This window comes from Streptomyces sp. NPDC041796, assembly GCF_055590785.1.
On record NZ_JBVJAH010000002.1, the window covers coordinates 163,972 to 186,711 of the forward strand.

The following is a 22,740-nucleotide window of genomic DNA, read 5'->3' on the forward strand; positions in this document are numbered from 1 at the left end:
GCGCCAAGCGGCGGATGGTCTCCAGCTCTCGCCACTTCGGCCAGAGCTCGCGCGGCCGCGTCGCGGGGCGAATCAAGGCTTCGGGTCAAGGACGCATGCGGTGCACGCCGGCTCCCCGTCCTGCGTGAATGCAGCAACTGTCCAGAAACCCAGTAGCAGGCAGTTTCCCCATCCCTGCCGCGGCTCCCTGCTCTGGTTCAAGATGTCCATCTGCGGTGCGGCGTTCGTGAAGTGGAACGTGTCGCTGTTGGCCGTTTCTGTTCCGGCTCCCTCCCCCGCGCCGCTGCCGGTGCCCGCCCCTGATGAGAGGCGTCGAGGAAGTGGGCACCAGCTCACGGGGCAGCCCTTCAAGGATCTCGTCCTGTCATCCCAGACCGTGGAAGGCCGCAGCACCTGCGTACGCTCCCGGCCTCCGGCGGGGGAGCCGTGAGGACGCGTCTGGTTCAGCAGACCGCTGCCCGTCGTGGGGACACCTCGGCGCGCCGGATGTCAGCACCCGTGGGCCCATCGGTGGGAATCGCCGCGGTCGTTGGCCACGCCGTTCCAGTTGACCTCCTGGCCGGGGGCGAGGCAGATGGTCATGTCTCCGCCCTGCCAGGCTTCGTCGAAGACCTGCACGTACGCGGGCACCCCCGGTCCCACGACGCCGTGGTTGGCCCAGGAGGAGTCGGCGTCGGCGATGTGACCCTCCCACCAGCCTTCGTCACCGTGCCAGTTCGCCCGCTGGCCCTGAAAGTCGGAGTGTTCCCAGGCGCAGAAATGGCCGCTGGGGCAGTCGACCGCGCCGGCCGGAGCAGCTGCGGCGAGGCTGCCGGTGAGAACGAGGAAGGCCGCAGTGGCGGAGGGGAGCAATCTGCTGACGGTCATGAGGAAGCGTTGCCTTTCCCATGGGGGGTGGGGCGATCGGCCAACAGACCGGCCGCGCGCCGCACTGCGCGGTCGCGCAGGCGGTCGTAGGTGGTGATCTCGTCGCGGTGCGCGGCGCGGACCTGTGCGAGCCGGGCCGGCTCCAGCCGGTCCCGCAGCTGTTCAAGGCCGCTCGCCCGGACGCATGAGGTGTCATGGTCGTCGCAGGCCGCCCGGCGGGCAAGCGCTGCCCGGTAGTCGGCATTCTCATGAAGACGGGTTTGCGCCTCGGGGCGCAGGTTGTTCACGGTGACCTCGGCGCGGAACCAGCGTTCCTGGTCACCGTAGAGGTACCGGTGCGCTACGGCCTGGCAGCCGTCGGTGTGCGCACGGACGGTGTAGCCGGTGACGAGCGTGATCGACAGCTCGGCAGGTCCGGTCCCGAACAGCACCTCTTGCCGCGGGGGCGGCCCGGCGGCGCCCCGGGCGTGCAGGCACCGGTTCACGAGGAACCGCTGAGCGGTCGCGATCAGGTCACTGCGGCCCTGCTCCGAGGCAGGCGGTTCCGGTTCCGGCCGTGCCGCACAGGCCCCGACGAGGAGCACCGTCAACGCGGCAGCCACCAGGGCCCGGCTCCTGGCCCACACCGAGAAAGCGCTGATCGTCACATCGCTTCAAACGATCACGTGCTGCCGAGGGTACGGCGGGCGGCCGACGTAACACTGAAGTGGGATGACAGGTCAGGACCACCGGAGGCCTTTTCCCGTGAGCTGCTGCCCCGCTCGCCCGATGCCCCTCCCGAGAGCGGTCACCCACAGTCGAGTGGCTCGAGGAGCCGGGTAGCGGCCACCGGCTCCTCGGTGGACCAGGGCATGGTGAAGCTCTCGCCGTGCACCGTGATGGTGGCTCCCAGCTCGGCCGCCTCCAATGCCTCCAGTCGCTCTTGACTTCTATCAACCGACGGAGACGACTGGGCATGTGCGCGGACAGCGCGTTGCTCTCCGCGTGCCTGTGTGTCTCGCGATGCTTGGGCGCTCAGTGCACCTGCACGCCGATGCGCGCCCGGCCGTCGGTCAACGCTCAGGCGTGCGAGACGAAGCAGCCTGCGAGGAACCGGCCGAGGTGGGCTCCCCAGGCGCCGGCGGATCGTCCACAGCGGCTCCGGACGCCGGCCCGAGGATCACGTACAGCAGGCCGATGACAGTGACGCCCACGAGGAGCACGGCGCCCTTTCCTCATCCTTGTGGGAAGCGTAGGCCGCACAGCGGCCCATGAACAGCACATGCTCCTCTGCCACACCACGCTTTCGCGCGACCGTGCCCGCGTGTGTGCGGACTTCGGCTACGGGCCCTCGTCGTATCCTGATCAGCGCTGTGTCGGCTTGAGGCTCCGCTGTTGTTCGGCGTCACCTTGACGCAGATGGCCTGGGGTGCTGCGCAGGCCCGCTCGGCCTCCGTCTCCGCCTGCGAGCCCTTCGCCGCCCTCTTCCAGCATGGCGGCGTGCCCGCCCGCCGCTGGGTTCGCCGGGCCCGTACGAAATGCGCCTCACCCTGGCGGTGCTGCGGCGCGGCGGCCGTGAGGGTACCTCTGGTCCAGCAGACAGCCCGTCTCAGGTACGCGCCGTGCTGGGCCTATGAGTACACCTGCCACCAGCAGTCTGCCTCAGCGCGAGCCACTTCAGTGCGGTACTGATGAGCATCGAAGCGGAGCTCCGGGGGAGGTAGGGCGGGTCCGTGTGCGCCGCCCACGGAACTTCCCAGCCCGACCACTGCACGATGTCCCCGAACCGCTGCACGACCACGGTCAGGAAGCCGCAGCACCCGCCAGTGCACTCAGGCTCCCCCAGCTCCAAGCGGCGAGCCTCATCTGTCGCGCGCAGCGGGCTGGGCCGACCCGTCGGCAGCAGATCGGCGGCGTACGCTCCGCGGCCGCCCTCGTCGACCGCCTCTGCAACGATGTCCTCGCCATTGATCCAGAACCGGACTTGAGCCGCGAACCGGCTTCCCGGCGGCAATACCCGAATCTCCAAACGATCGAACATCAGACAACTCTATGCGGCGTGCTGACGTCGGCGTGCCGCCCAGCCGCCGCCCCACCTCTACCCGGCCCACCCACTGCCCAAGCATGTCCCCCGTCCTCGTGAGCATCGACCACGACCCGGGTGGCGCGGGCTGAATCCGACGCTTCCGACGCTCTTACGATCCCTCCTCCTGGGCGCTCAGGAGCCCGTCGACCTCGCCCTCTCCTTTGCCAAAGGGTGCATATCCGACCGGGACCTCACTCACCTGGAGGTCCGAGAAGAGCAAGGTCAGGTTGTGCGCGCTGGTCTCCATGCGTACCTCATGGAAGTCGATCCCGAGGACGTTCGACCAGCGACGGGTCGCCTCCGACTCAGGGAGAAGCTTGGCTCCCGGGTACAGACAGTGCCACTGCACGCCCCAGACGTATCCGTCAAGGTCGACGCCGGTCTAGGACTCGATGAGCTGGTCGTCCAACGAGACCCGCCAGGTCTCCCCCGACACTGACGTCTCACACCGGGCCTCGACGCAGTACCGAAAGAGATACCGCAGGTGAGATGGCATGATGCCGGTACTTGGGTCCGCAGTCGCGTAGATGATGACCTCGTAGTCGCGCATGTAGTTGGTGTATCCGTGGTGCACGACAGCGTGATCGAAGGTCTCGTCCAGCATCTGCTCAAGAGCGGCGGTATCCATACCGCCCTTCTACCTCGCTCGACGAGACCTTCGACAGCGAGATCTACAGGCCAGGATTCATTTTGGGGCGAGTTCACCGCCGTGCATCCGTGCGAAGTCAGCGACTGGCCGCGGGCAGCACCAGGTGGAGGCGGAGTGGAACTGCCAGGCGTCAGTCGGCCATGAGCGGCTCGTACGCCTTGTTGCCGGGGTTGAGGGCGAAGGGATGGTTGCAGTGTCCCGGCGGCAAGTCGGTGTCGTAGACGGTGCCGGGCGGACAGTCGAAGTCAGCGCGGTGCATGACGCCGTCCTCCTCGTAGCAGCGGTAGAACTTCTTCACGTCCGATTCGTTGGGGAACCAGCCTTCCTCCGTGCAGCCGGAGTTCTGCATGACGGGCGCGGCGAGAGCTGTCTGCCCCACTGCGGGGGTGACGACGCCGATGAGGGCCAGCGCGGCGCACGTGGCCATACGGGAGATGAGCGGGGTCATCGGAAACCTCCATCGTCAGGGAGTGATGATTACTAAGCCAACGAGGCACGCGCCTGGGGGCACGGGGCCGGGCGCGTAGCGCCCACGACCAGGGGACGGCGGAACCGGCCCACCGGAACCGGCGTCCGCCGGAGACGCCGACGACTTCCTATCACCTGCCTTCGTCGGAAGCTGTGCCAACCACCACGGCAACCGGGCACGAGGGACGCCCTGTGGCGGAGCGGCGCTGCGATCTGCTGGCAGAGCAAAGTGATCGTGCCCCCGTGCCAGGGAGCGGGCACGCCGGTCCCACTCCGCCCCTGGAGCCCCACCCCGCTACGCTCCCCGCGGCCCGCTTCACCAAGCCCCCGGCGGAGGGCGGCGGGCAGTAGCTGGAACGCGAGCCCGCCAGGCGTGGCGCGAACCGTGCAAGAGCCCCCGGTCCGACCGGTGCCGTGAGTGGCGCGGGCGGGCCGCCGGTCGCGAGTTCACCCAAGGACAGCTGGGCACGCTGCAAGATCCGTCGATGGAGTGGATGGAAGGCTACCCAGGGATACGTCGTCGGGAGTACCCAACCCCAGGTTGCAGTACAAGATGCTTCCCCAGATCAAGCACTGCACCACCCCCGTTGTGGGGCGGTTGTCCACCATCGCTGCGAACAGGGCGTCGCCGACACACACCGCACAGCCTCCGCTGTCGTCAGCCGCGCGGGGCATCTCCCCCTCCTTGATCCCGCGTGCCTCGGCCAGCGAGTTGAAGAACCGGATTGCCTGCTCGCGCAGATTCTGGGGCAGCTCGCTCCCGCCGTATGTGTTGCCGAGAATCACGCACCAGGTGGACAGATCCCACACGCCGTCAATGAACCGGACAGGGCCGGTACCGGCGCTGCCGTCACCCTCTACCGCGCCCGGCACCCTGCCCCGGACCTCCATGGTGCGCCGCACTTTCTGCAGGAGCAGCTCTTGCTGCCCGGGGTCCAGGTGGCTGGATCTGCGCCTGCACCAGGCGACCGTGCGGTCGACGAACTCGACCGTCAGGTGGGAGCGCGTCTCACGCAGAACACCCGTCAGGGCGCCGATGGCCGAGATCTCCTGAACGCGGTCGTTCCAGTCCCCACGTGCCCGCCAGTAAGTCGTGTGCCCGGTCATCCAGTTCGAACTGCGCGAAAGGAGCTCGGCCGTCTCGGCAATGCTCATGTCGCCGGCGACTTCCGTCAGCTCGCCGCATACTTGGGTGAGTCGGTCCTTCAGCCTCGGAGTGTGGTCTCCGATCAACAGGCCGCGCGTCCGCTCGCGATGCACGGGGTCGAACGGCGGGTTCGTCCACTTATTGACGTGCGCCGCCCCGCGCACCATGAGGTCGACCATTTCCGCAGGCCACCCGCATTTTTCCCCGAACCGCCGAATGGCGGCCTCGCCCGGCGCGCGTCCTCGCACGTCGCGGTTCCACCACGTGTGCGGATGTTCCCCCCGGTACTTCTTCCACACCGCGCCCGCGAGGTGATGGGCTGCGACCACCGTGTGCACGCGTGCCAGGGCCGTGTCGTTGTCCGGGTCGTCACCTGCGGCATCAATGGCCATGTAATGGCAGACCAGGCCCCACAGTGCAGCGCCTTTGCACCAGGACTCACCGAGCGTTTTCAGCTCCCACTCGGATACAGCCCCACCTCGCAGCCACTTGAAGCCTTGATGCACTGCGGTGGCGCAGAATTCCCCCAACAGGCCGATCCATTCGGCCCCGCCGGGAGACCGGCACAGCCCCCGGAACGCTCCATGCCGGTATGCCGCCTCCAATGCTCCGAGGGCCCGGTAGTCGTCACCGTCTCCCAGCACCTGCACCGGGGCTTCGCCACGAGCCAAGTACAGGCTCTCGAACTCGATGAAGTCCTCGACGCCTTCCACCCAGGCTTTGTTGCTGCCGTTCACGCGGGTGCGCAGCTGCAGCAGCCTCCTGGCCCTTTCACCGGGGTCCTGGCATCTGTCGATCGCGTGACAATCGTCGTACACCTTCACCATGAAGGCGTCCTTCTCACTGCCATACAGCCAGTCCGCCCACGTATGACCGTAGGAATGACGGCACGTTGTGGTCATCGGCCCTCCGGGATTTGGCCGCGAGACGCTGGCCGACCAGGTGGAAATCCATGCCTGCCCAATCTCCCCGCACGGCACAGCGATCATGCCAACGACCTCGATATCAGTCCCGCCAAAGTCCTGATCGCATAAGCAGCGAGCAGGCATGTACGCTGCGCGATACTCAGGGGCGGACCTGGCGCAACGAGCACTGGATCACTGCCACCACAAACGAGTCGAACCCAGTGTGCCGTGGGGCCGCCTGCGAGAAAGCTCCACAGGGCCTCCTGGTCTCTGGCATTAGCTGCGTCGACGAAGGCACGGTCGGCGGGATGGGCCGGCAGCGTCACCTCTCTCCTTCGGTGCCGTCGGAAAGGGGCTCCCCGCTGAGGTGTTTGCGGCCTTCGCCCCGCAAGAAGACACCCAGGGACAGATAGATCCCGGCTATGGCTAGTACGCGCCTTCCCGCCCGCGCGCAATGGGCATCGCCCGGCTTCCCGCCGCAGCGCGGCCGCATGGTCGGTGGACTGTCTTCATCCGTGTGCGGGTATCTCTCTCCAGAAGCTGGATCCTGCCCCGTTCCGTCCGCGGGGAGGCGAGGAGGACTGGCAGTTGTGCAGGAGATCGGCGTAGTTGCGGGTCAACTTCCCCTCATCGGACATGCTCACCGGCTTCTTCGGAACCCGCTCGGCTTCCTCATGGGTCAGCGCGGCGGCGCCGCGGTGTCGCGGGTACGGATCGCAAACCGCGTGGTCTACCTCATCAATGGGGCGGGTGCGGCAGGACAAGTGCTGGCGTCTTCCCAGTTCGACAAGGGCGGCCCCTTCATGGAAACGGCGAGGCTCCTCGTCGGCAATGGATTGATCACGTGCAGCAACGCCGACCACCGGCGTCAGCAGCCGGTGCTGCGCCCGGCCTTCCAGCGTGTTCAGGTCGCCGCGTACGCGCCGGTCATGAGCCAGTGCGTCAGCCAGACCATGGAAGAGTGGCGCGACGGTGACAGAGTCGATGTGCGCGAGCAGATGTACCGGCTGGCCGCACAGGTCGTGGCCCGGACCTTGAGCTCCGCCCCGGCGGGGCAGGACGCGGCGGACAGGATGGGCCAGGCGCTGCCAGTACTGCTGCGCGGCATGTTCCGCCACATGCTGATCCCCTGGCCCTGGGTGCACCGCCTGCCGTTGCCTGCCAACCGGCGCTTCGCCCGAGCGCGCACGGACCTGGCGAGGGCCGTCGGTGACGTCATCGCCGAGTACCGGGAGTCCGACACCGGCAGGGGCGACCTCTTGTCCCTGGTCATGACCTGTCCGAAGGACGGCGGGCCGCCGTTCGACGACCATGAGGTCCGCGACCAGGTCATGTCGATCCTTGCGGCTGGAGTGGAGACCAGCGCCTCCCTCCTGGCGTGGACCTTCCACGCACTGTCCGCCAACCCCCACGTCGAACAGCGGTTGTTGGCCGAGGTCGACGACGTCCTCGCCGGACGCCTGCCGGGGTTCGACGACCTGCCGCGCCTGCCATTCACCCGGCGGACGCTGACGGAGGTGCTGCGGCTTTGGCCACCGACATGGATGCTCAGCCGAGTCGCCCTCGCGGACACCGTGATAGAGGGCTTCACCGTCCCCGCCGGCGCGGACGTCATCATCTCCCCCTACGCCCTGCACCGCGACCCACGGGTATTCGCTGACCCCGAGGTGTTCGACCCGGACCGGTGGCTGCCTGAACGGCTCACTCCCGCCATGCGCCAGGCGTTCACCGCCTTCGGTGGCGGCCGGCGCAAATGCCTTGGCGAGTTCTACGGTATGACCGAAGCCGTCCTCGCCGTCGCCACCATCAGCGGCCAATGGCAACTGCGAGCCTCCGGCAGGAAGCCGACCCGCGCGGTGCCGCGGTTCCTCCTCACCCCTGAAGGCGGCCCCATGACCCTGCACCGCCGCATCCCCGCACCCGGCCGCCGCGTCCCCCCAACTCACGGGACGAACGGTGACCGGTGACCGGCGACGCAGCTCACACCAGCGCTCGCCCCGGAGGCATACCCACAAGCATCCGACAACCGGAAGACTTGTCTGCCTACCCGTCGTTCCGGCTGCCGCTCTTCCCCCGGTTCACCCCGGCCCTGCGCCGTCCGGGCATCGAGCAGGACGAAAGACGCTGCCGGCAGTGGCTGACCGACCACCTGCGCGGCGTCTTCGCCGACGCGGAGGCCTTTCAGGAATTCCTGGAGCACCGCACCACCTTGTGGAATCTGCTGGTGTACGCCACCGCCCGCGCCGACCGGATCGGATTGATCTGCAACTGGATCGACGTCCTGTTCAGCATCGACGACGCTTTCGCCCACAACCCGCCATCAGAACTACGACGCCTGGGCATCCTCCTGCTGCCCGCCGTCCTCGACGGCCGGCCGGTCCCCGAGCAGACCGCCTACACCCGGGCCTTCGCCATGTTGCGCGAACGCAGCCTGGCCGTCATGCCGGCAGGCGTGTGGGAGCGCTACGCACACACGCTGAAGGAATTCCTCGCCGCGTGCCACCGGGAACGGGAACTGGTGAAGCAGGCAGCGACGATGGACCTGACGACCTACGAGGCGTACCGCGCTGTGTCGATCGGGGAGTGCTGCTTCCCTCTTGCCGAGTTCGGCGTCGGTATCGACCTGACCCACGCCACCGCAGAGCTGCCCGACCTACGGCGCCTCAACACCCTGGTAGGCCGTCACTGGATCGCCGTCAACGACATCTTCTCCTACCGAAAGGAGCTCTACAGCGGCGACACCATGAACGAGATCCAGCTCGCCCTGTCCGACAACGGCGGCGACCTGCAAAACGCCGTGGACCGCGTCGCAGCCACGGTCCACCGCGTCGAGGACGACTTTCAACAGCTCTGCGAACAGCTCGGCACCCGACCGCACCAACAGGCCTCTGACATCACCACGTACCTGGACGCGCTGAAATGGATGATCGCCGGGAACCTCGAATGGTCCTACATCACCCCCCGCTACCACGGCAAAGACCACCGTATGGACGGCGGCCGCCGCCACGCCACCGTCATCCTCACGCCCGACCGCACCCACTTCATACCCGAATGAACCATCCCTGACGGACCGGGACAGGCTAGGGGTTCGCGCTGCTGTTGCCCTGCCTCACCGCCGATCTCACTGAACGCCGTGACGGGACAGGGCCCGCGTCTGCCGGAGCTCCTGATCGCGCCGCGCCGCTGGTGCGTGAGACCTTCCTGAGCACATCACACGTCGGCGATCAGGGCATACCTCTCATCGCCTACGGGACCACCCCACAAGTCTGGGTCGCTGCTGAGCGGTTCAATACGCACAGCGGCAACAAGAGGGCGTACGGCCGCGGCCAGGTCTTCGGCGCCAATTCCGCCGTTCCACGGCAGCGATTCGGCGCCGGCCACGTACGGGACAGCGGTCTGGCCTGCCTCGCGCCAACGCCCCTCGACCAGCACCAGCCGACCTCCCGGCCGCAAGCGTGTCACCCACTCACGCAAGGCGGCGTCCGGATCAGGCAGCGTCCACACGAGATGCCGCGAGAACACGACATCGAACCGCCGTTCCCCGGTCGGGGGCATCATGGCGTCACCGACCAGAAAACGGCCGGCAATGCCGGCGGCCTCGAACTTCGTGCGCGCCTGCTCAACCATGCGCGGCGCCAGGTCGATCCCGGTCGGCCTGTGCCCGGCCTCGGCCAGCAGCAAGGACACCGACCCGGTGCCACAGCCGACGTCGAGAACGTCTACCGGATCGGTCGGCATCAAGGAGTGCAGGAGCCGGACCCACGCAGCGCGCGTGTGGCCAGCCCGCAGCCCGTGGTCGGGCTCGTCGTCGAAGGCCGCTGCAGCGGCATCCCAGTAGGCGGTTATCGAAGCAATGCGGTCAGTCATGACTCGATGCTCTCAGCAGCCACGGACATTCCAGACGGCGCCCAGCAGCGGTGTCAGGCCTCACCGATTCTTTCCGGCCCAGTGGATCAACCACTGCTACGGAGACTCGTCAACAGCCGGTCTCCGCTCTCAGCTGCCTAGGCCGTCTCTTTCGGATCAAGGGTGCTGAGGAGGTCCGGTACCTGGGTGCCAGGGGCGTGGCCGATGTGCTGTCGGTACTCCATGAAACAGTTGGGCCCTGGCCAAGGATCAAGGGAGGGACCGACGTGTTGCCTGAGGTTGTCGGACGTGACGAGTTTGCCGCTTTGATCATCAGGACCGACTACAGCGATGAGACGGCCTGGCAGGCGGTGGCCGCAGATCTGCGTCAGCCATGGGGAGACGACGGTGAGTTCGAAGCCGACGTTCATCTCGTCGAGGACCCCGTCTGGGCGGATGCCACGTCCGACGAGGTTCTCGCCGCGGTGAGCCGGGACGAGAACCTCAGTGTGGTGTTCATCGCCGACCGCGTCACGATGCAATCCGCCCATCGAGCTCTCCTCGCGCTCGACGTCGGGGTCGAAGATGAAGATCTCGACCCCGAGTACTACCAGGAGCTCATCAGCTCCCCGCCTCGCCGTGAGTTCCGGACCGTTCCTGTCGGCGTCCACTGTGTACATGCGAACCTTTCGCTCGCGAACATGGACTTCGAGGAATACGCCGAGACGGCGATCGCGGATCCAGAGGGCGTCTTCCGGTCCCTCTGAAGCGGCATCGGGTCGTCACCGATCGTTGATCTGCGCGTGGCATTGACTGACGCGCAGTGGGGCGCAGATCGAACCGTTGCTCCCGGACCGACGTCCGAAGCGGGGCGGGCGGTGGCGGGATCATCGACAAGTGATCGATGCGTTGCCAGGTAACCCGCAGCGCTGGAGCCGTTCCGACACGCCCTGGCGTGGCGCCACTTCTTGGGCGAGGAACTACCGAAACACAGCGACCCGCGTACCGAGGGCACCGATGCCGCAACCCTTCCGGTTGGCCGCCGCCCGCAGAACGAGAAACCGGCCTGCGGGCTGCCGGACTGCCGTTCCCGAAAGCCGTGGACCGGCGGCGACGCCACCGACCCACCCTTCTCAGCAGTTCCGCCAGCAGAGCGGGATTTCGTAAATGGGGGCGCCCTGTCCGCGATCGGAAACGCCCTCTCCTGCACGGGCACGCGGCAGGGCAGAGGGGCGGCGCCGTTCTGGCGGCCGACTCAACTCGGCGAGCCGACGGCGGAGGACCAGACCACGCGGCCGGGCGCGACGGCCCGCAGCCGGCTACGGCACACGGCCCGAACGGGCCGAGGGCGCAGCGGCGTCTATCGGGGATGGAGCGGGGCTGGAGCGGGGGATGGTCGGGCACGCGCCATGGGGGCTCATAGGGCTGCGCCCATTCGCGTGTCTCGGTGGTGTGGCGACACACCTGTGCGAGTTCCTGCAGACGCCGCAGGAACGGTGACAAGAGCTATAGGCGCCGAGCGGCCTCGTCGTATCAGCCGTCGAGGTGCAGCAAGGCGACGTCGGCGCCACCGAAACCGCCAGGGTGGTCCGCGGTCGTCCAGCGCGCGGCAATCGGACGGAATGGATCCGGCTCGTGGCAGTCAGCTTTCCGGGCTAGCCGCGCTCGCCGTGCTGCTGTTCACCTGGGTAGAGGCCGGTCGGGCCGTCAAAGAACTACAGATCAGCGAGCAGGGGCAGATCACCAACCGGCTCAACGCGGCGATCAGCAGCCTGGGCCGGGATCCATGGACGTACGCCTTGGAGGAACGCTCTCAGCGCGTCATGCACGACTCCACCCGGGACCACACCACGGCCTCTGTTTCCCCCTCCCTGGCCGCCGCGCGCTGCCCGCTGGGCCCAGGAGCCTGATCATGCGACGCTTGGTGACCAATTCCTCAGGACCCGCACACGCCGAATCGGAGATCCATGAGCAACGCACCGGAGACGCTGCTGACCGGCGGCGGCACAAAGGCCCGCTTCGACGGTCAGCGGTTGCTGGTCGTACGAGGGCGTAGGACATGGACCCTGCCCGTCCGCGCGATCGCCTCCGCGCAGACAGTCGACGGCAACACCATCCGCGTCGAAATCAGTGGAGATCCCGGCCATGTCCGGCATGGTCTGGGCGGGGTACTGGAACTGCCCGCCGCCAACGGCCACTCCGCGGCGGCATTCCTGGCGCAGATGACGGCCGCCCTTGCCACAACAACGCCCGCCGCGAACGGCCACGCGCTGATACGGGTGCAGACACAGCCGCCGCCGTCGTACGCGCTGGGCCCCCGGGGCAGGCGGGCGGTGCGGGTCGGCCTGCTGCTGATGGGGTACACGCTGCTGCTGTTCCTGCTGGGGAGGTCGAGCCCGCTGGAGGACGGGTTGGCCACCGTAACGCTGAGCGTGGCGGGCGTCCTCGGTCTGATCGGGGGAATGGCGATGTGGCGGATGGCCCGCCGTGTGCGCTCCCTGTGGCTGCTGCGGCGGCGAGGTGTCGGCGTGGTCGGTGAAGCCAATGGCTATGTGCGCATCTGGGACAAGGGAGCTCACCTGTGGGTCTTTTCCAAGCTGACCTTCACCACGGTCGACGGGCAGCTGATGCGGGGCGTCCCGTCGGTCGTATCCGTCTGGGACTTCTCCGGTAAGGCGATCACCGGACCGGTTGAACTCATGTACGACCCCGAGCGACCCACCCGCGCAAGCCGCCCCTTGACCGTCGCTTTCGCCCTGCGCACCCTGCTGCTCACAGCGGTGGGGCTGGTCCCGTTGGGAGGCTCGGCGGTCTGCTTGGTCCCCAACTTGCCGTGGTGACGAGGCCGTCGGACGGGCGCCGTTCACCTCGTCCGGCGCCCTGGCGGGAGGGGGCCCCGCCCTTTGTTCTTCGGCGCCGGCGATGACCAGCACCAGGCCGTTCCTGCACCACACCACTGGCTGCCCGATCACCGCCCCGGCCTCCGGTACCGGCCAGGATTCCAGGACCATTTGCTGCCGACTGCGGTGCCTGGAAGAAGGGCCACCGCCGGGCTGCCGCACCATGACCGGGTGGTCCGGCGAAGCCTGACTTCGACTTCGGGCCGGTGGGCGGGTGCCTGGATGTGGGATCGGTCGTGGTGCAACGGCCATGAGACAGGTGGGTGGTCCGCCGACCGCCGAGCCCGGCCGGTCAGCGTCTGCGACTGGCCGGGCGGGCACGCCCTGTCAGACCGGGTGCTCACCGCTTCGCGCTGTGGGCCGGCCGTTCCCGATCGGTCCCAGCGCATGGTCGAGTCCGGTCGGGAAACGTGGCCGCCGCCGATGTACGGATCGGCGGGGCCACGGCCCGGTCGCGGCAGGGCGGTCAGAACGCGAAGAGGGGGTTTCCGTTGAAGGTCACCGACATGACGCAGGCGTTGGAGAAGGTGTGCTTCCAGGAGACGCGGCTGCCCTGCCAGACACCGTCAGCGGTGACGGTGACGGGGTCGTAGTGCATCGGGCAGGCGCGGTTCGAGTCCGGCGAGGCCAGGAGGGTGTCGAGGGAGCCGGCGGTCGCGGCGAGGGCGGCACAGGCCGCCTGGGGGTCAGGGTGCGTTCCCTGGGCGGTCGGCGCGCAGCTGACGGTGGCCGCTCGGACGACGGTGGCCGCGTCCTCGCCCTTCGCGACGGTGAGGACCATCGCGGACGGGGCGTACAGGCTGGCGGGCTGGGCTTCCGCGACGCCCGTGGCGCAAGCCAGGCTCAGAAGGGCGGTGGCGGAGACAGCTGCGATGTGGCGACGCACGACAGAACTCGCTTTCAATTCAAAGATGAAGCGCGGCAATTGCCTACACTTCGCTGGTGTGGACGTCGTTGAGTGTGTCGGATGTGAAGATCACGTGCACATCGAGGGCCGGTTTACAGACAACTCGTTCGATTACCGGCGACCGAATGGTCGTTCGTGCAGCTCAGCGGGGTGGTGTGCCCTGTGCCACCGGGCGCTCACGCAGCGTGCCGCCCCCAAGTCTCGCCCGCGCGAAAGCCCCTGACCTGCTGTTGGACGCACCCGGTTCATGGAGCGTCCATCCAAGCTGACCGGATTGTGCCGGTCCCCACAGACCTCAGCGTCCCCGGCGTCATCAGGTGGGCGGAACTGTCGAGCGAGGAGCCGTTGGGCCGACTGCCGAGCCAGCGGCCCGGCCGGTGCCAGTGGGAAGCGCCGTGGCGGCCGCGGCGGCCAGGCGTTGAGCGGCCCGGTCGGTGGCATGGGGCTTCGACATGGTGAAGGGCGGCTGCAACCGCCGCGTCCTGATTGGTCAGGAGGTGTCGGCGACGCGCTGCCGGAAGTGGTAGGCGGAGGACCAGGACACGCGGTCGCCGTAGGCGTGGCCGAGGATGGCCGGCGCTCGGAAGGTAGCGTCGTTTGCCAGGGAGCCCTCGTCGTCTGAGGCCCGGCCCTGCAGGTCGGCGCGCCAGCCGCCGGAAGGGCAGGAGCAGGACGTTCCGGCTGCCAGCGGGTGGTGGTAGGGCAGTCGCGGGGGTACGGAGCGGGTGGAGGGGGCGTCGGCTACGTCCGTGATCGCGAAGGCACAGTCGGACGTACCCCCGTCGACACCGATGCCCAGTGCCACGCGGACGGTGGAGCCGGCGCTGTCGGCGGCGATCGGATGCGGTGCGGTACGCGTGGTGCCGTCCGCACAGCGTACGGTGACCCGGTCCGCGGTCGACGGAGACGTCCTCGACGCGGGTGTCCCGGACGAGGGGAATACCCGCAGCGGCGCCCCCGCACCGTGCGCCACGCGCCGTTCGCCAGCCTCACCCAGCCCCTGACCGAACGCCGCCTCCTGGAAACCTGCGCCGCTGCGCCGGTAGACCGGGCGCCTCGCCCAGAAGGTGCGCCTCTGCGGCCCGACCAGGTCCTCGCCCGCGATGGTGGGACGGACCGGGGGGGGGACCGGGCGCTCCCCCGTAACGGAAACTCGGATGCGGGCGCCGCTCGGCCCCCCTAGGCTGCGCCCGCGGGGGCGGGCGAGGCCCCGTGTCGGCCGCAGTGGATCGGAGAAGCTCGGGGTATGACCAGTCAATTGTTCGCGATCTGCTTCCATGCGACTCGGCCGTCGGGGCTAGCGCGGTTTTGGTCCGGGGTCCTGGGCTGGGAGTTGGCCGATGGTCCGGATGACGGCATCGCGATCCTGCCCCCTGACAGCACTGGGTTCCGCATTCGTTTCCTGCCGAGCCAGGAGCCGAAGATCGGCCAGAACCGGGCGCATTTCGACCTGACGAGCACCTCTCCGGAGGATCAGCAGCAGACAGTGGCCAGGGCGCTGGAACTCGGCGGGCACCACATCGACGTGGGCCAACTCCCGGAAGACGGGCATGTAGTGCTCGCCGATCCGGACGGCAACGAGTTCTGCGTGATCGAGGCGGGTAACAAGTTCCTCGCCGACACCGGCTTCATCGGAGCGCTGGCCTGCGATGGTACACAGGAGGTCGGTTACTTCTGGAGCAAGGCGCTGCGGTGGCCGCTGGTCTGGGACCAGGACCAGGAGACCGCGATCCAATCGCCGAACGGCGGGACGAAGATCACGTGGGGTGGTCCTCCGGTGGCTCCGAAGAGGGGCACGAACAGGCTGTACTTCGATCTGGCGCTCCCCGCCGGCGCCGACCGGGAGGCGGAGATCGACCGCCTGATCTCGCTCGGCGCGACGCGCACCGACATCGGGGAGGGTGACGACGGCAGGGTGTTGATGCTCGACCCCGACGGCAACGAATTCTCCCTGCAGAGGCCCCAGTAGCGGGGCTGTTGCCGGGTGGGCTGTGCTTCCGTGGGCGTGAAAGCCTCATCACCGGGCCGCCGTCACCGTCGCTGACGGTGGGACCTTGCACCCCTGCGGCCTGGTGATCAGCCGGCTGCGCTGTGAGGCGGGGGTAATAGCCGGCTGCTGCGGGCACTGGGCCGGTCGTCCCTCCCGTAACAGCTCGCCCCGGCCCCGGTACCGGTGTGCGACCCCGGTACCGGTGTGCTCGCGTATCCAACCGTCGCGCGTGGTCGCCTGCTGCTGGGCACCGTGGTGACTTTCCGTGTGTTCACCGGGTCGTCCCCCACCCCAGGCCCCAGTCGCCTCAGCCTCAGTCCGGCTGATCCGGCTTCAGCTCGTGGTGCCGCCATGATTCCGCAGGACGTTCACAGCCCTGTCGAAGGCCAAGTCTCTCTTCTTGTCGAACTCCTCATTGGTGAAGACCGGCTCAGTGAAGTGCGGCGGAATGCCTGTGCCGTCGAAGGTCCTGCCCGTCCGGGTCAGGAACTCCTCGTTCGGCAACCAGGCCGACATGCCGTTGGGCAGCTTGCGGATCATGAGGTCCGAGAAGACGCCCTGTGTGGGCTGCCCGATACGGACCGTCTTTCCGGGCCGGTCCATGAGTGCCTGGGTGAAAGTCTCCCCCGCGCTGACGGTCGAGCCGCCGGTCAGCAGGGCGACCGGCCCGGTGTAACGGGGGCCCTGGGCGGGGGTGACGTACACGGGCTGGGGGCGCGTGTGCCGGGCGGGGTCGGCGGGGTCGTTGCGGGCGCGCTTGGAGTAGGCGACGTAGGGCGTGTCGGTGAGTCGCTCGGCGATGTGGATCCCCAGCGCGTCGTCGCCGCCGCCGTTGATGCGCAGGTCGATGATCAGGCCCTTCAGGCGCTGGGTGCGCTCCTGGCTGAGGACGGTGTCCAGCGCCCTGTCGAGCTCGGCCAGTTGGGCTGCGTAGGCTGCGCCGGCCGCGTACCCGGTGAACCTGGAGATCCGCACATAGCCCTGCCCACCAGGAAGGTCACCGTAGGTGATCCGGCCCTGGGCGAAGTCCTGAAGGTTCCGGGCGTTCTTGAGGTCGCGCTCCACAATGAACTTCTTGATCTCGCTGTCCAGTTGCGGCGAGGGCGCGACGGTGCCTGGGCGGACCTGGTTGAAGTGGCGTTTGCCGTCCTGCACGACGACGTGGGCGTCATAGAGCGGCCTGACCATCTCGCTGAAGACGGCGTAGAGCTCATCCCTCGTCGTTCCGGCGTGCACCCCGGGGCGGTATCGATCGCGGACCTTGTGCCAGTCGATGTCCTTGGACGTGAAGAAGGGGTAGTTCTCCTCGAAGGTCTGCCAGAAGACGTCGAAGGTCGTCAGCGGGTCCTCGGCCGTCGGGTGCGCGCAGGTGTCGGGCAGCGTCGGGATGCGCCGGAGGTTCCGGCTGCCGACGTCGCCGTCCGCGCGCATGGACGCGTGGTCGCTGTCTGATTGGGTGCGCACGGTCAGGGCGCCTCCGTCGGACATGGTGAAGGTGCCGGGGCCGGTCCGCTGTGCGGAGTCGCCTTTGAGGCAGCTGATGGCGGTGGTCTGGTATTCCTGGAGAGTTCCGTTCCGGATGGACAGCACGGTGCCGTAGCCGTCCATTCGCCAGATTCCGTCGATGGTCTGCCGTGGGGCGGTGGAGGCCTGCGCGGCTGAGGCGACGAATGCCAGTGCGACTGCGGTGGCCGTGACGATGCGCACAATCTTGCCTTGTCTGTAGACGACTTGCGTGGGACACCCCAACAGTCGCTGGTACGGCCTTCTCCCGACCATCCGGCTGTCCCGTCGATCGAGGGTGGGGACAGCCCCCCACTATGGGCGTACCTTGGGGTGATCTCGCTCCGGGAGCGACCGACGTCGCGCAGCCGGTGGTCTTTTTCCGAGCCGGCCGCGGGACCCGGACCCGGCGCCCACCGGGCCGCTCGCGGAGTGCTGAGGCGGTCCAGCGCGCAATGACCGGCATTAGCGCCCGCGAGACGGTGATGATCGCTGCAAACCACCCGCCTTCCACCCATCGTGGTCAGCGGCCTCTTCGCATCCGGCACAGCACCACCTGCGCATGGTCCCCTTCGCACCGAACACCCGGACGGACCACCTCGAAGGCACCCAGGCCGGCGGGCGGGGCTTTGCGTAGATCAGCCTGGTCGGCTCGTTCGTTGATCGAGTCGTCTGAGGCACGCGGGATCCGGATCCTTTGGTGGGCAAGGCCACAGAAGCGTTGAGCGAGCCAGCGGGCTTATGACGTCGCGGAGCGGGCAGCCGTGAAGCGGCACCAGGGCTTCCTGGCCGCTGCTGACCGCTGCCGGCTCGGAACGGCTCGTCCTCTCTCGCCTTCGCCCGCGCGACACGCCGTCGGCCCGGTACCGACAGAGACGGCTCACCCAGGTGCCTCCACGACAGCCAAAAAAAATTCACACGAGGATGTCGAGAACCCGTGGCCGGCTCCGTCCCGGTAGTGAACGCGGCCACAATGGGCCGCACCAGTACCGAGGAGAACCATCATGGCCAAGTACCTGCTTCTCAAGCACTACCGCGGCGCCCCGGCAGCCGTCAACGACGTGCCCATGGACCAGTGGACGCCGGAGGAGATCACGGCGCACGTGCAGTACATGAACGACTTCGCGGCCCGGCTCGAGAAGACCGGCGAGTTCGTCGACGGCCAGGCGCTCGCCCCGGAGGGAGCGTGGGTCCGCTACGACGGTGAGGGGCGCCCTCCGGTCACCGACGGACCGTTCGCCGAGACCAAGGACCTCATCGCCGGCTGGATGATCATCGACGTCGACAGCTACGACCGCGCAGTCGAGCTGGCCGGAGAACTGTCGGCCGCCCCCGGGGCGGGCGGGAAGCCGATCCACGAGTGGCTCGAAGTGCGTCCGTTCCTGACCGCGCCGCCCACCGTCACGGAGTGATCTCATCGATGAACGAGGCCCTGCTCCGGAGCCTCACGCCGAGCGTTCTCGCCGTCCTCGTCCGTCGCGGAGCCGACTTCGCGGCGGCCGAGGACGCCGTGCAGGATGCCCTGGCCGAGGCGCTCCGCGTCTGGCCGGCCGACCCGCCCCGCGACCCGAAGGGCTGGCTGGTCACCGTCGCGTGGCGCAAGTTCCTCGATCAGGCCCGGGCGGACGCCGCCCGCCGCCGGCGGGAGGACCGCCTCGACCAGGAGCCGGCGCCCGGGCCCGCGCCCGCGGTCGACGACACGCTCCAGCTCTATTTCCTGTGCGCCCACCCGTCGCTGACGCCGTCGTCCGCGGTCGCGCTCACGCTGCGCGCCGTCGGCGGGCTCACCACCCGTCAGATCGCCCAGGCCTACCTGGTGCCGGAAGCGACCATGGCGCAGCGCATCAGCCGGGCCAAGCGCACGGTCTCCGGCGTGCGGTTCGACCAGCCCGGCGACGTCGCCACCGTGCTGCGCGTCCTCTACCTGGTCTTCAACGAGGGCTACTCCGGCGACGTCGACCTCGCCGCCGAAGCCATTCGGCTCACTCGGCAGCTCGCGGCCGCCATCGACCACCCCGAGGTGGCGGGGCTGCTCGCCCTCATGCTGCTCCACCACGCCCGGCGCGCCACCCGGACCGCGTCCGACGGCAGCCTGGTGCCGCTCGCCGAGCAGGACCGCGGCCGGTGGGACACCCGGTCGATCGCCGAGGGGGTCGAGATCCTGCAGGCGGCCCTCGCCCGCGACCAACTGGGCGAGTTCCAGGCCCAGGCCGCCATCGCGGCACTCCACGCCGACGCGCCCACCGCCGAGGAGACCGACTGGGTGCAGATCGTCGAGTGGTACGACGAGCTCGTGCGCCTGACCGACAGCCCGGTCGTCCGGCTCAACCGCGCGGTGGCCGTCGGCGAGGCCGACGGACCGCGCGCAGGCCTGGCGGCGCTTGCGGAGCTGAACGACTCACTGCCCCGCCACGCCGCAGTGGCGGCACACTTCCACGAGCGCGACGGCGATCTGGAGACAGCGGCACGGTTGTACGCCGAGGCGGCCCAAAAGGCACCCAACCTCGCCGAGCGCCACCACCTGACGCGCCAGGCCGCCCGTCTCAACACCCGTCGGCGTCGCTGACGCATCGGGCTCGTACCCTCCCGCGGCTTCAGCGTCGACACTGGGATCGGAGCTGTCGCCTCACATCGGCAGCCTCCTTGACCCGCACGGCGCGCGGGACGGTCGGCCATCCGCGGCAGGGGCGGGAGATCGGGCGCTCCCGCCCCTGAACCGCGGCGGAGTGCGACGGCTTCGTCGCCACCCGGATGCGGTTGTGGGAGGCCGGCTGGGCGACTCGACGCCAGGCGGCCTGCCCGGCTTGCACGCGTCGAGGAGCAGGCCGGCCTTCTGGTGGTGCGTGCCGGCGAGCGCTCAACGGCTCGGCGTGACGCGACCCTCGGCGGTGGCCGTGCGCTCAGGCAGTGCCACGGGCAGGCGGCTCACGCACTACTGCACGCGCCTCCAGCAAGCCCAAGCCTGCCCCGCGCCCCGCGCCGGCGGTAGGCAGCCCGGGACGGTCGCCACCATGGCAAGGTCCACAGGGCCCGTCGCCGCGGAAGGCGACTCGGCAGACGGATCGGGCGGCGCCATCCTGCTAGGCCGTGTTCTCAAAGTCCTGCCGGATGGCGCGAGTCGATCTCGACGACACGTGGCTGTCAGTGCCCTCACGTAGGTTCTGTCCGTTCGGCCCGACAGGTGGGTCGTTGAGCTGAGGGATTCGTCGTAGTGAGCATCTACCTGCACTTTCGTGCCGTGGCTGAGTCGGAGATCCGGGATGACCACACCTGGCTCGCCGCGTTCATGTCTGAGGCTTGGGAAAACGACATCGCCGAGTACGCAGCGGGCATCGCCCTCTCGATCAACAAGGGCTGGGACGCTGTCCATGATCTCTATGCCGCAGCTGATGCCCTCTGTACAGACGCCGACGAGCCCTGGAATCTGCCGATCTACGGCGGCCGCCCCGTGCCCCACAGCGCTGATGCCGACCCCTCCGATCCCCCGCTGATGCTTCTTGAGCCCCTCGGGGTGTCACAGGCCGCGCGTTTCCTTACGACCGTCTCTTTCGACGAGTTGTGGAACGTTGTCGATGCACGGTTCAGTGCCCTCGGTCGGACCAGGCAGGAACACCTCGAACATCACCGAAGCCTCCAAGAGTTCTACGGGCAGGCGGCTTCGGCAGGCCACGCCGTGGTCAAAGCGGTATGGGCCTGAGATGCAGCCACGTGCTGATCACAGCCAGTCGTTGAGGGCTGCGACCAGCACGGTGGTCTCGTAGCGGAAGCCAAGTCTTTCGAAACGGGTGGTAACAGCGCGGTGGCTCTTGAGGCGGTTGGTCCCGCACTCGACCGCATGACGCTCGCGGTGGTCGACCAGGTCGAAATGTGGAGGCCGACCGTCGCGCGAGCCGACCGCAACTGCCCTCACCCGTGGTGTGCGGCCACGCGCGACGTAGTGGCGCCGGCCAGGATGAAGAGAAGTCAGTGGTGGATTGGCGTCATCCCGTGCCCTGGCACCATCGCGTAGGCGACGTCCTCAAGCGCGCCGCCCTGTACGCCGACGACACGGCCATCGGGAAACGGCAGTTGGTTGAGGGACGGGCCCCGGCCTGCGTCCCGCTCCACCGGGGGGGAGGCGCGTTCAGCAGGGGCCCTTGTCCTGACCGGTGCCGCAGACCGCACCGGGGTCTTCGTAGATGGCAATCAGGAAGAGACCGAACGCGACCAGGGCGATCGTGACAGCGATCGCCCAGTACCTGTTCTGTCGGCGGCGGGCGTCCTCGTCGCGGACATGATCCTCGTCAGCGCTCACGTTTCCCCCTCGGAAAGCTTCCCGCCGCAAGACGTTGCATTCAGTGTGCCGTATCTCCCTGGAGATTGCCCCTCGCCCACAGGGCCTCACGTCCAGAGGCCCCGACGCGCCGTTTCAGGAACCTATGCCGGCCAGATCGCCGCCAGCCCCTGACCCCTCGCCGAGGAGATCGGCGGGCGCCATCCGCTCTGGCCGCAGAGGCTCACGGGACGACCAGACCGCCTTCCGGCCGGTACGCCGGAAGAGAGCGAGGGCGCTGGCACCCACGACGTAGCTGCGACGGCGGCCCCCTGGACGCCCCGGTGCGATACGCCGACAGGCGGCACGCCACGGCGGTCGAGTCACCTGGGGCCGGTGTTTCGCGCACCGGCCCCATTGTTTCCGCGCCATCGCCTCGGCGGACGCGATCAGTGGTGGAATCGGCCCCGCGCGCTTTCCTTGGCGGCTCGGGCCTTGCCCCGTGCCTCCAGTGCGGCGCCCTTCGCGGCCGTGGTGTCCTTGCCCATCGCGTGAGCCAGCTTCTTCACAGCCTTGCCGACGACCTGCTCGGTCGTGGCTTTGGCCTTCTCCCCGGCAGTCATGTCGGTCCCTTCGTCGACGTGTCTACGATGCGCCTGCCCCGGCCCCCGGGGCGGAAACGGCACCTCGCATGTCATGAGATGTCCAGGTGTCCTGACGATCGAGACGCTGAGCTGAGGCTTCCGGATCCTGTCGACTGGAACTCCATACGTCCCCGGTCCTGTCCTTCTTCCCCACGCCCTCGACGTCCGAATGCCTGGCAAAACCGCCGGCAGCACCAGGGCAAGAACGGCCGCGACACCCTGGTGGCAACATGGCGCGTCCCCGGTCGCGGCGATCCTCGGCTCGCTCACCGTGGTCGGGGAACGACATCACGACTTCATTGGCGGCCAGCGGGTTACACACTCCAGTCCCACTCCAGCAGCCAGAGCACCCGGCCAGGCAGTTGCCCTCCGGCCCCACGGCCTTTACCGCAGGAGTACCGCCGGTGCGGCCGGCGGGCCTGCACGGGGGGGGTGGGCGTTGGCTGTGTGCAGGGCGGTCCGCCTGCCAGGTACCTGGACAGCTCAGGGGCGGTCGGCCTCGCTGGCCCCACCAACTCTGACGGTGATCAGGCGATGGTGGCATCCCGTGCATGGACCCGTGCTGGGTCGAGGTGGAGTTCGTACGCGGTGTAGCAC

20 protein-coding genes and 1 pseudogene are annotated in these 22,740 nt (G+C 68.5%); 9 read left to right on the plus strand and 12 right to left on the minus strand.

Translation table 11 applies throughout. The features are described from left to right. Nucleotides 1-489: 489 nt before the first annotated feature. The 5 genes and pseudogenes from ACZ6C1_RS04105 to ACZ6C1_RS04125 all read right to left on the minus strand — a co-directional run bounded on the left by ACZ6C1_RS04105 (nt 490) and on the right by ACZ6C1_RS04125 (nt 6,023). Nucleotides 490-867 carry a peptidase inhibitor family I36 protein gene (locus ACZ6C1_RS04105; RefSeq protein WP_469237441.1) on the minus strand — a complete coding sequence of 126 codons (378 nt, stop codon included), beginning with the start codon at nt 865-867 and terminating at the stop codon, nt 490-492. Then, nucleotides 864-1,469, minus strand: coding sequence for a hypothetical protein (locus tag ACZ6C1_RS04110; protein WP_469237443.1), 606 nt, complete (start codon nt 1,467-1,469; stop codon nt 864-866). Before ACZ6C1_RS04110 ends, ACZ6C1_RS04105 begins: the two co-directional genes overlap by 4 nt. Before the next feature lie 1,572 nt (nt 1,470-3,041). Beyond that, nucleotides 3,042-3,560 (minus strand): annotated as a pseudogene (locus tag ACZ6C1_RS04115) (YxiG-like protein). Nucleotides 3,561-3,711: 151 nt separating this feature from the next. Next, nucleotides 3,712-4,029, minus strand: coding sequence for a chitin binding peritrophin-A domain-containing protein (locus tag ACZ6C1_RS04120; protein ID WP_469237445.1), 318 nt, complete (start codon nt 4,027-4,029; stop codon nt 3,712-3,714). A gap of 467 nt (nt 4,030-4,496) precedes the next feature. Beyond that, nucleotides 4,497-6,023 (minus strand): hypothetical protein, encoded by a 1,527-nt coding sequence (locus ACZ6C1_RS04125; RefSeq protein WP_469237447.1) that lies wholly within the window; start codon nt 6,021-6,023, stop codon nt 4,497-4,499. A 752-nt stretch (nt 6,024-6,775) separates the two neighbouring features. Here ACZ6C1_RS04125 and ACZ6C1_RS04130 point away from each other — a divergent pair. Beyond that, nucleotides 6,776-8,068, plus strand: a complete 1,293-nt coding sequence (locus ACZ6C1_RS04130) for a cytochrome P450 (RefSeq protein ID WP_469237449.1) — start codon at nt 6,776-6,778, stop codon at nt 8,066-8,068. Further along, nucleotides 8,065-9,156, plus strand: coding sequence for a terpene synthase family protein (locus ACZ6C1_RS04135; RefSeq protein ID WP_469237451.1), 1,092 nt, complete (start codon nt 8,065-8,067; stop codon nt 9,154-9,156). The genes ACZ6C1_RS04130 and ACZ6C1_RS04135 overlap by 4 nt, the downstream gene beginning before the upstream one ends. A gap of 155 nt (nt 9,157-9,311) precedes the next feature. Here the strand turns inward: ACZ6C1_RS04135 and ACZ6C1_RS04140 are convergent, their stop codons facing one another. Next, nucleotides 9,312-9,968: a class I SAM-dependent methyltransferase gene (locus ACZ6C1_RS04140; protein ID WP_469237453.1), complete on the minus strand. Its 657-nt coding sequence runs from the start codon at nt 9,966-9,968 to the stop codon at nt 9,312-9,314. A gap of 197 nt (nt 9,969-10,165) precedes the next feature. On the opposite strand from ACZ6C1_RS04140, the gene ACZ6C1_RS04145 reads away from it, so the two are divergent. The 3 genes from ACZ6C1_RS04145 to ACZ6C1_RS04155 all read left to right on the plus strand — a co-directional run bounded on the left by ACZ6C1_RS04145 (nt 10,166) and on the right by ACZ6C1_RS04155 (nt 12,787). After that, on the plus strand, nt 10,166-10,714 hold the full coding sequence (locus ACZ6C1_RS04145) for a DUF6924 domain-containing protein (protein WP_469237455.1): 549 nt from the start codon (nt 10,166-10,168) through the stop codon (nt 10,712-10,714). A gap of 855 nt (nt 10,715-11,569) precedes the next feature. After that, nucleotides 11,570-11,857, plus strand: a complete 288-nt coding sequence (locus ACZ6C1_RS04150; protein ID WP_469237457.1) for a hypothetical protein — start codon at nt 11,570-11,572, stop codon at nt 11,855-11,857. Nucleotides 11,858-11,914: 57 nt separating this feature from the next. Further along, entirely contained in the window at nt 11,915-12,787 is an 873-nt protein-coding gene (locus ACZ6C1_RS04155; RefSeq protein WP_469237459.1) for a hypothetical protein, read from the plus strand. 526 nt (nt 12,788-13,313) lie between these two features. Here the strand turns inward: ACZ6C1_RS04155 and ACZ6C1_RS04160 are convergent. Both ACZ6C1_RS04160 and ACZ6C1_RS04165 read right to left on the minus strand, forming a co-directional pair. Beyond that, complete coding sequence (locus ACZ6C1_RS04160; RefSeq protein ID WP_469237461.1) at nt 13,314-13,733, minus strand: subtilase-type protease inhibitor; 420 nt, start codon at nt 13,731-13,733, stop codon at nt 13,314-13,316. A gap of 511 nt (nt 13,734-14,244) precedes the next feature. After that, on the minus strand, nt 14,245-14,727 hold the full coding sequence (locus ACZ6C1_RS04165) for a hypothetical protein (protein WP_469237463.1): 483 nt from the start codon (nt 14,725-14,727) through the stop codon (nt 14,245-14,247). A 273-nt stretch (nt 14,728-15,000) separates the two neighbouring features. On the opposite strand from ACZ6C1_RS04165, the gene ACZ6C1_RS04170 reads away from it, so the two are divergent. After that, nucleotides 15,001-15,723 carry a VOC family protein gene (locus ACZ6C1_RS04170; protein ID WP_469237465.1) on the plus strand — a complete coding sequence of 241 codons (723 nt, stop codon included), beginning with the start codon at nt 15,001-15,003 and terminating at the stop codon, nt 15,721-15,723. A gap of 354 nt (nt 15,724-16,077) precedes the next feature. Here the strand turns inward: ACZ6C1_RS04170 and ACZ6C1_RS04175 are convergent, their stop codons facing one another. Continuing rightward, nucleotides 16,078-17,451 carry a S41 family peptidase gene (locus ACZ6C1_RS04175; protein WP_469237467.1) on the minus strand — a complete coding sequence of 458 codons (1,374 nt, stop codon included), beginning with the start codon at nt 17,449-17,451 and terminating at the stop codon, nt 16,078-16,080. An 800-nt stretch (nt 17,452-18,251) separates the two neighbouring features. Here ACZ6C1_RS04175 and ACZ6C1_RS04180 point away from each other — a divergent pair. The 3 genes from ACZ6C1_RS04180 (at nt 18,252) to ACZ6C1_RS04190 (ending at nt 20,944) form a co-directional block, all read left to right on the plus strand. Further along, complete coding sequence (locus tag ACZ6C1_RS04180; protein WP_469237469.1) at nt 18,252-18,659, plus strand: YciI family protein; 408 nt, start codon at nt 18,252-18,254, stop codon at nt 18,657-18,659. An 8-nt stretch (nt 18,660-18,667) separates the two neighbouring features. Continuing rightward, nucleotides 18,668-19,813, plus strand: coding sequence for an RNA polymerase sigma factor (locus ACZ6C1_RS04185; RefSeq protein ID WP_469238159.1), 1,146 nt, complete (start codon nt 18,668-18,670; stop codon nt 19,811-19,813). Nucleotides 19,814-20,458: 645 nt separating this feature from the next. Continuing rightward, complete coding sequence (locus ACZ6C1_RS04190; protein WP_469237471.1) at nt 20,459-20,944, plus strand: DUF1877 family protein; 486 nt, start codon at nt 20,459-20,461, stop codon at nt 20,942-20,944. 18 nt (nt 20,945-20,962) lie between these two features. On the opposite strand, the gene ACZ6C1_RS04195 is transcribed toward ACZ6C1_RS04190, so the two are convergent. The 3 genes from ACZ6C1_RS04195 to ACZ6C1_RS04205 all read right to left on the minus strand — a co-directional run bounded on the left by ACZ6C1_RS04195 (nt 20,963) and on the right by ACZ6C1_RS04205 (nt 22,122). Then, complete coding sequence (locus ACZ6C1_RS04195) at nt 20,963-21,157, minus strand: hypothetical protein (protein WP_469237473.1); 195 nt, start codon at nt 21,155-21,157, stop codon at nt 20,963-20,965. 213 nt (nt 21,158-21,370) lie between these two features. After that, complete coding sequence (locus ACZ6C1_RS04200) at nt 21,371-21,541, minus strand: hypothetical protein (protein ID WP_469237475.1); 171 nt, start codon at nt 21,539-21,541, stop codon at nt 21,371-21,373. 407 nt (nt 21,542-21,948) lie between these two features. Continuing rightward, nucleotides 21,949-22,122 (minus strand): hypothetical protein, encoded by a 174-nt coding sequence (locus tag ACZ6C1_RS04205; protein WP_469237477.1) that lies wholly within the window; start codon nt 22,120-22,122, stop codon nt 21,949-21,951. Nucleotides 22,123-22,740 lie beyond the last annotated feature (618 nt).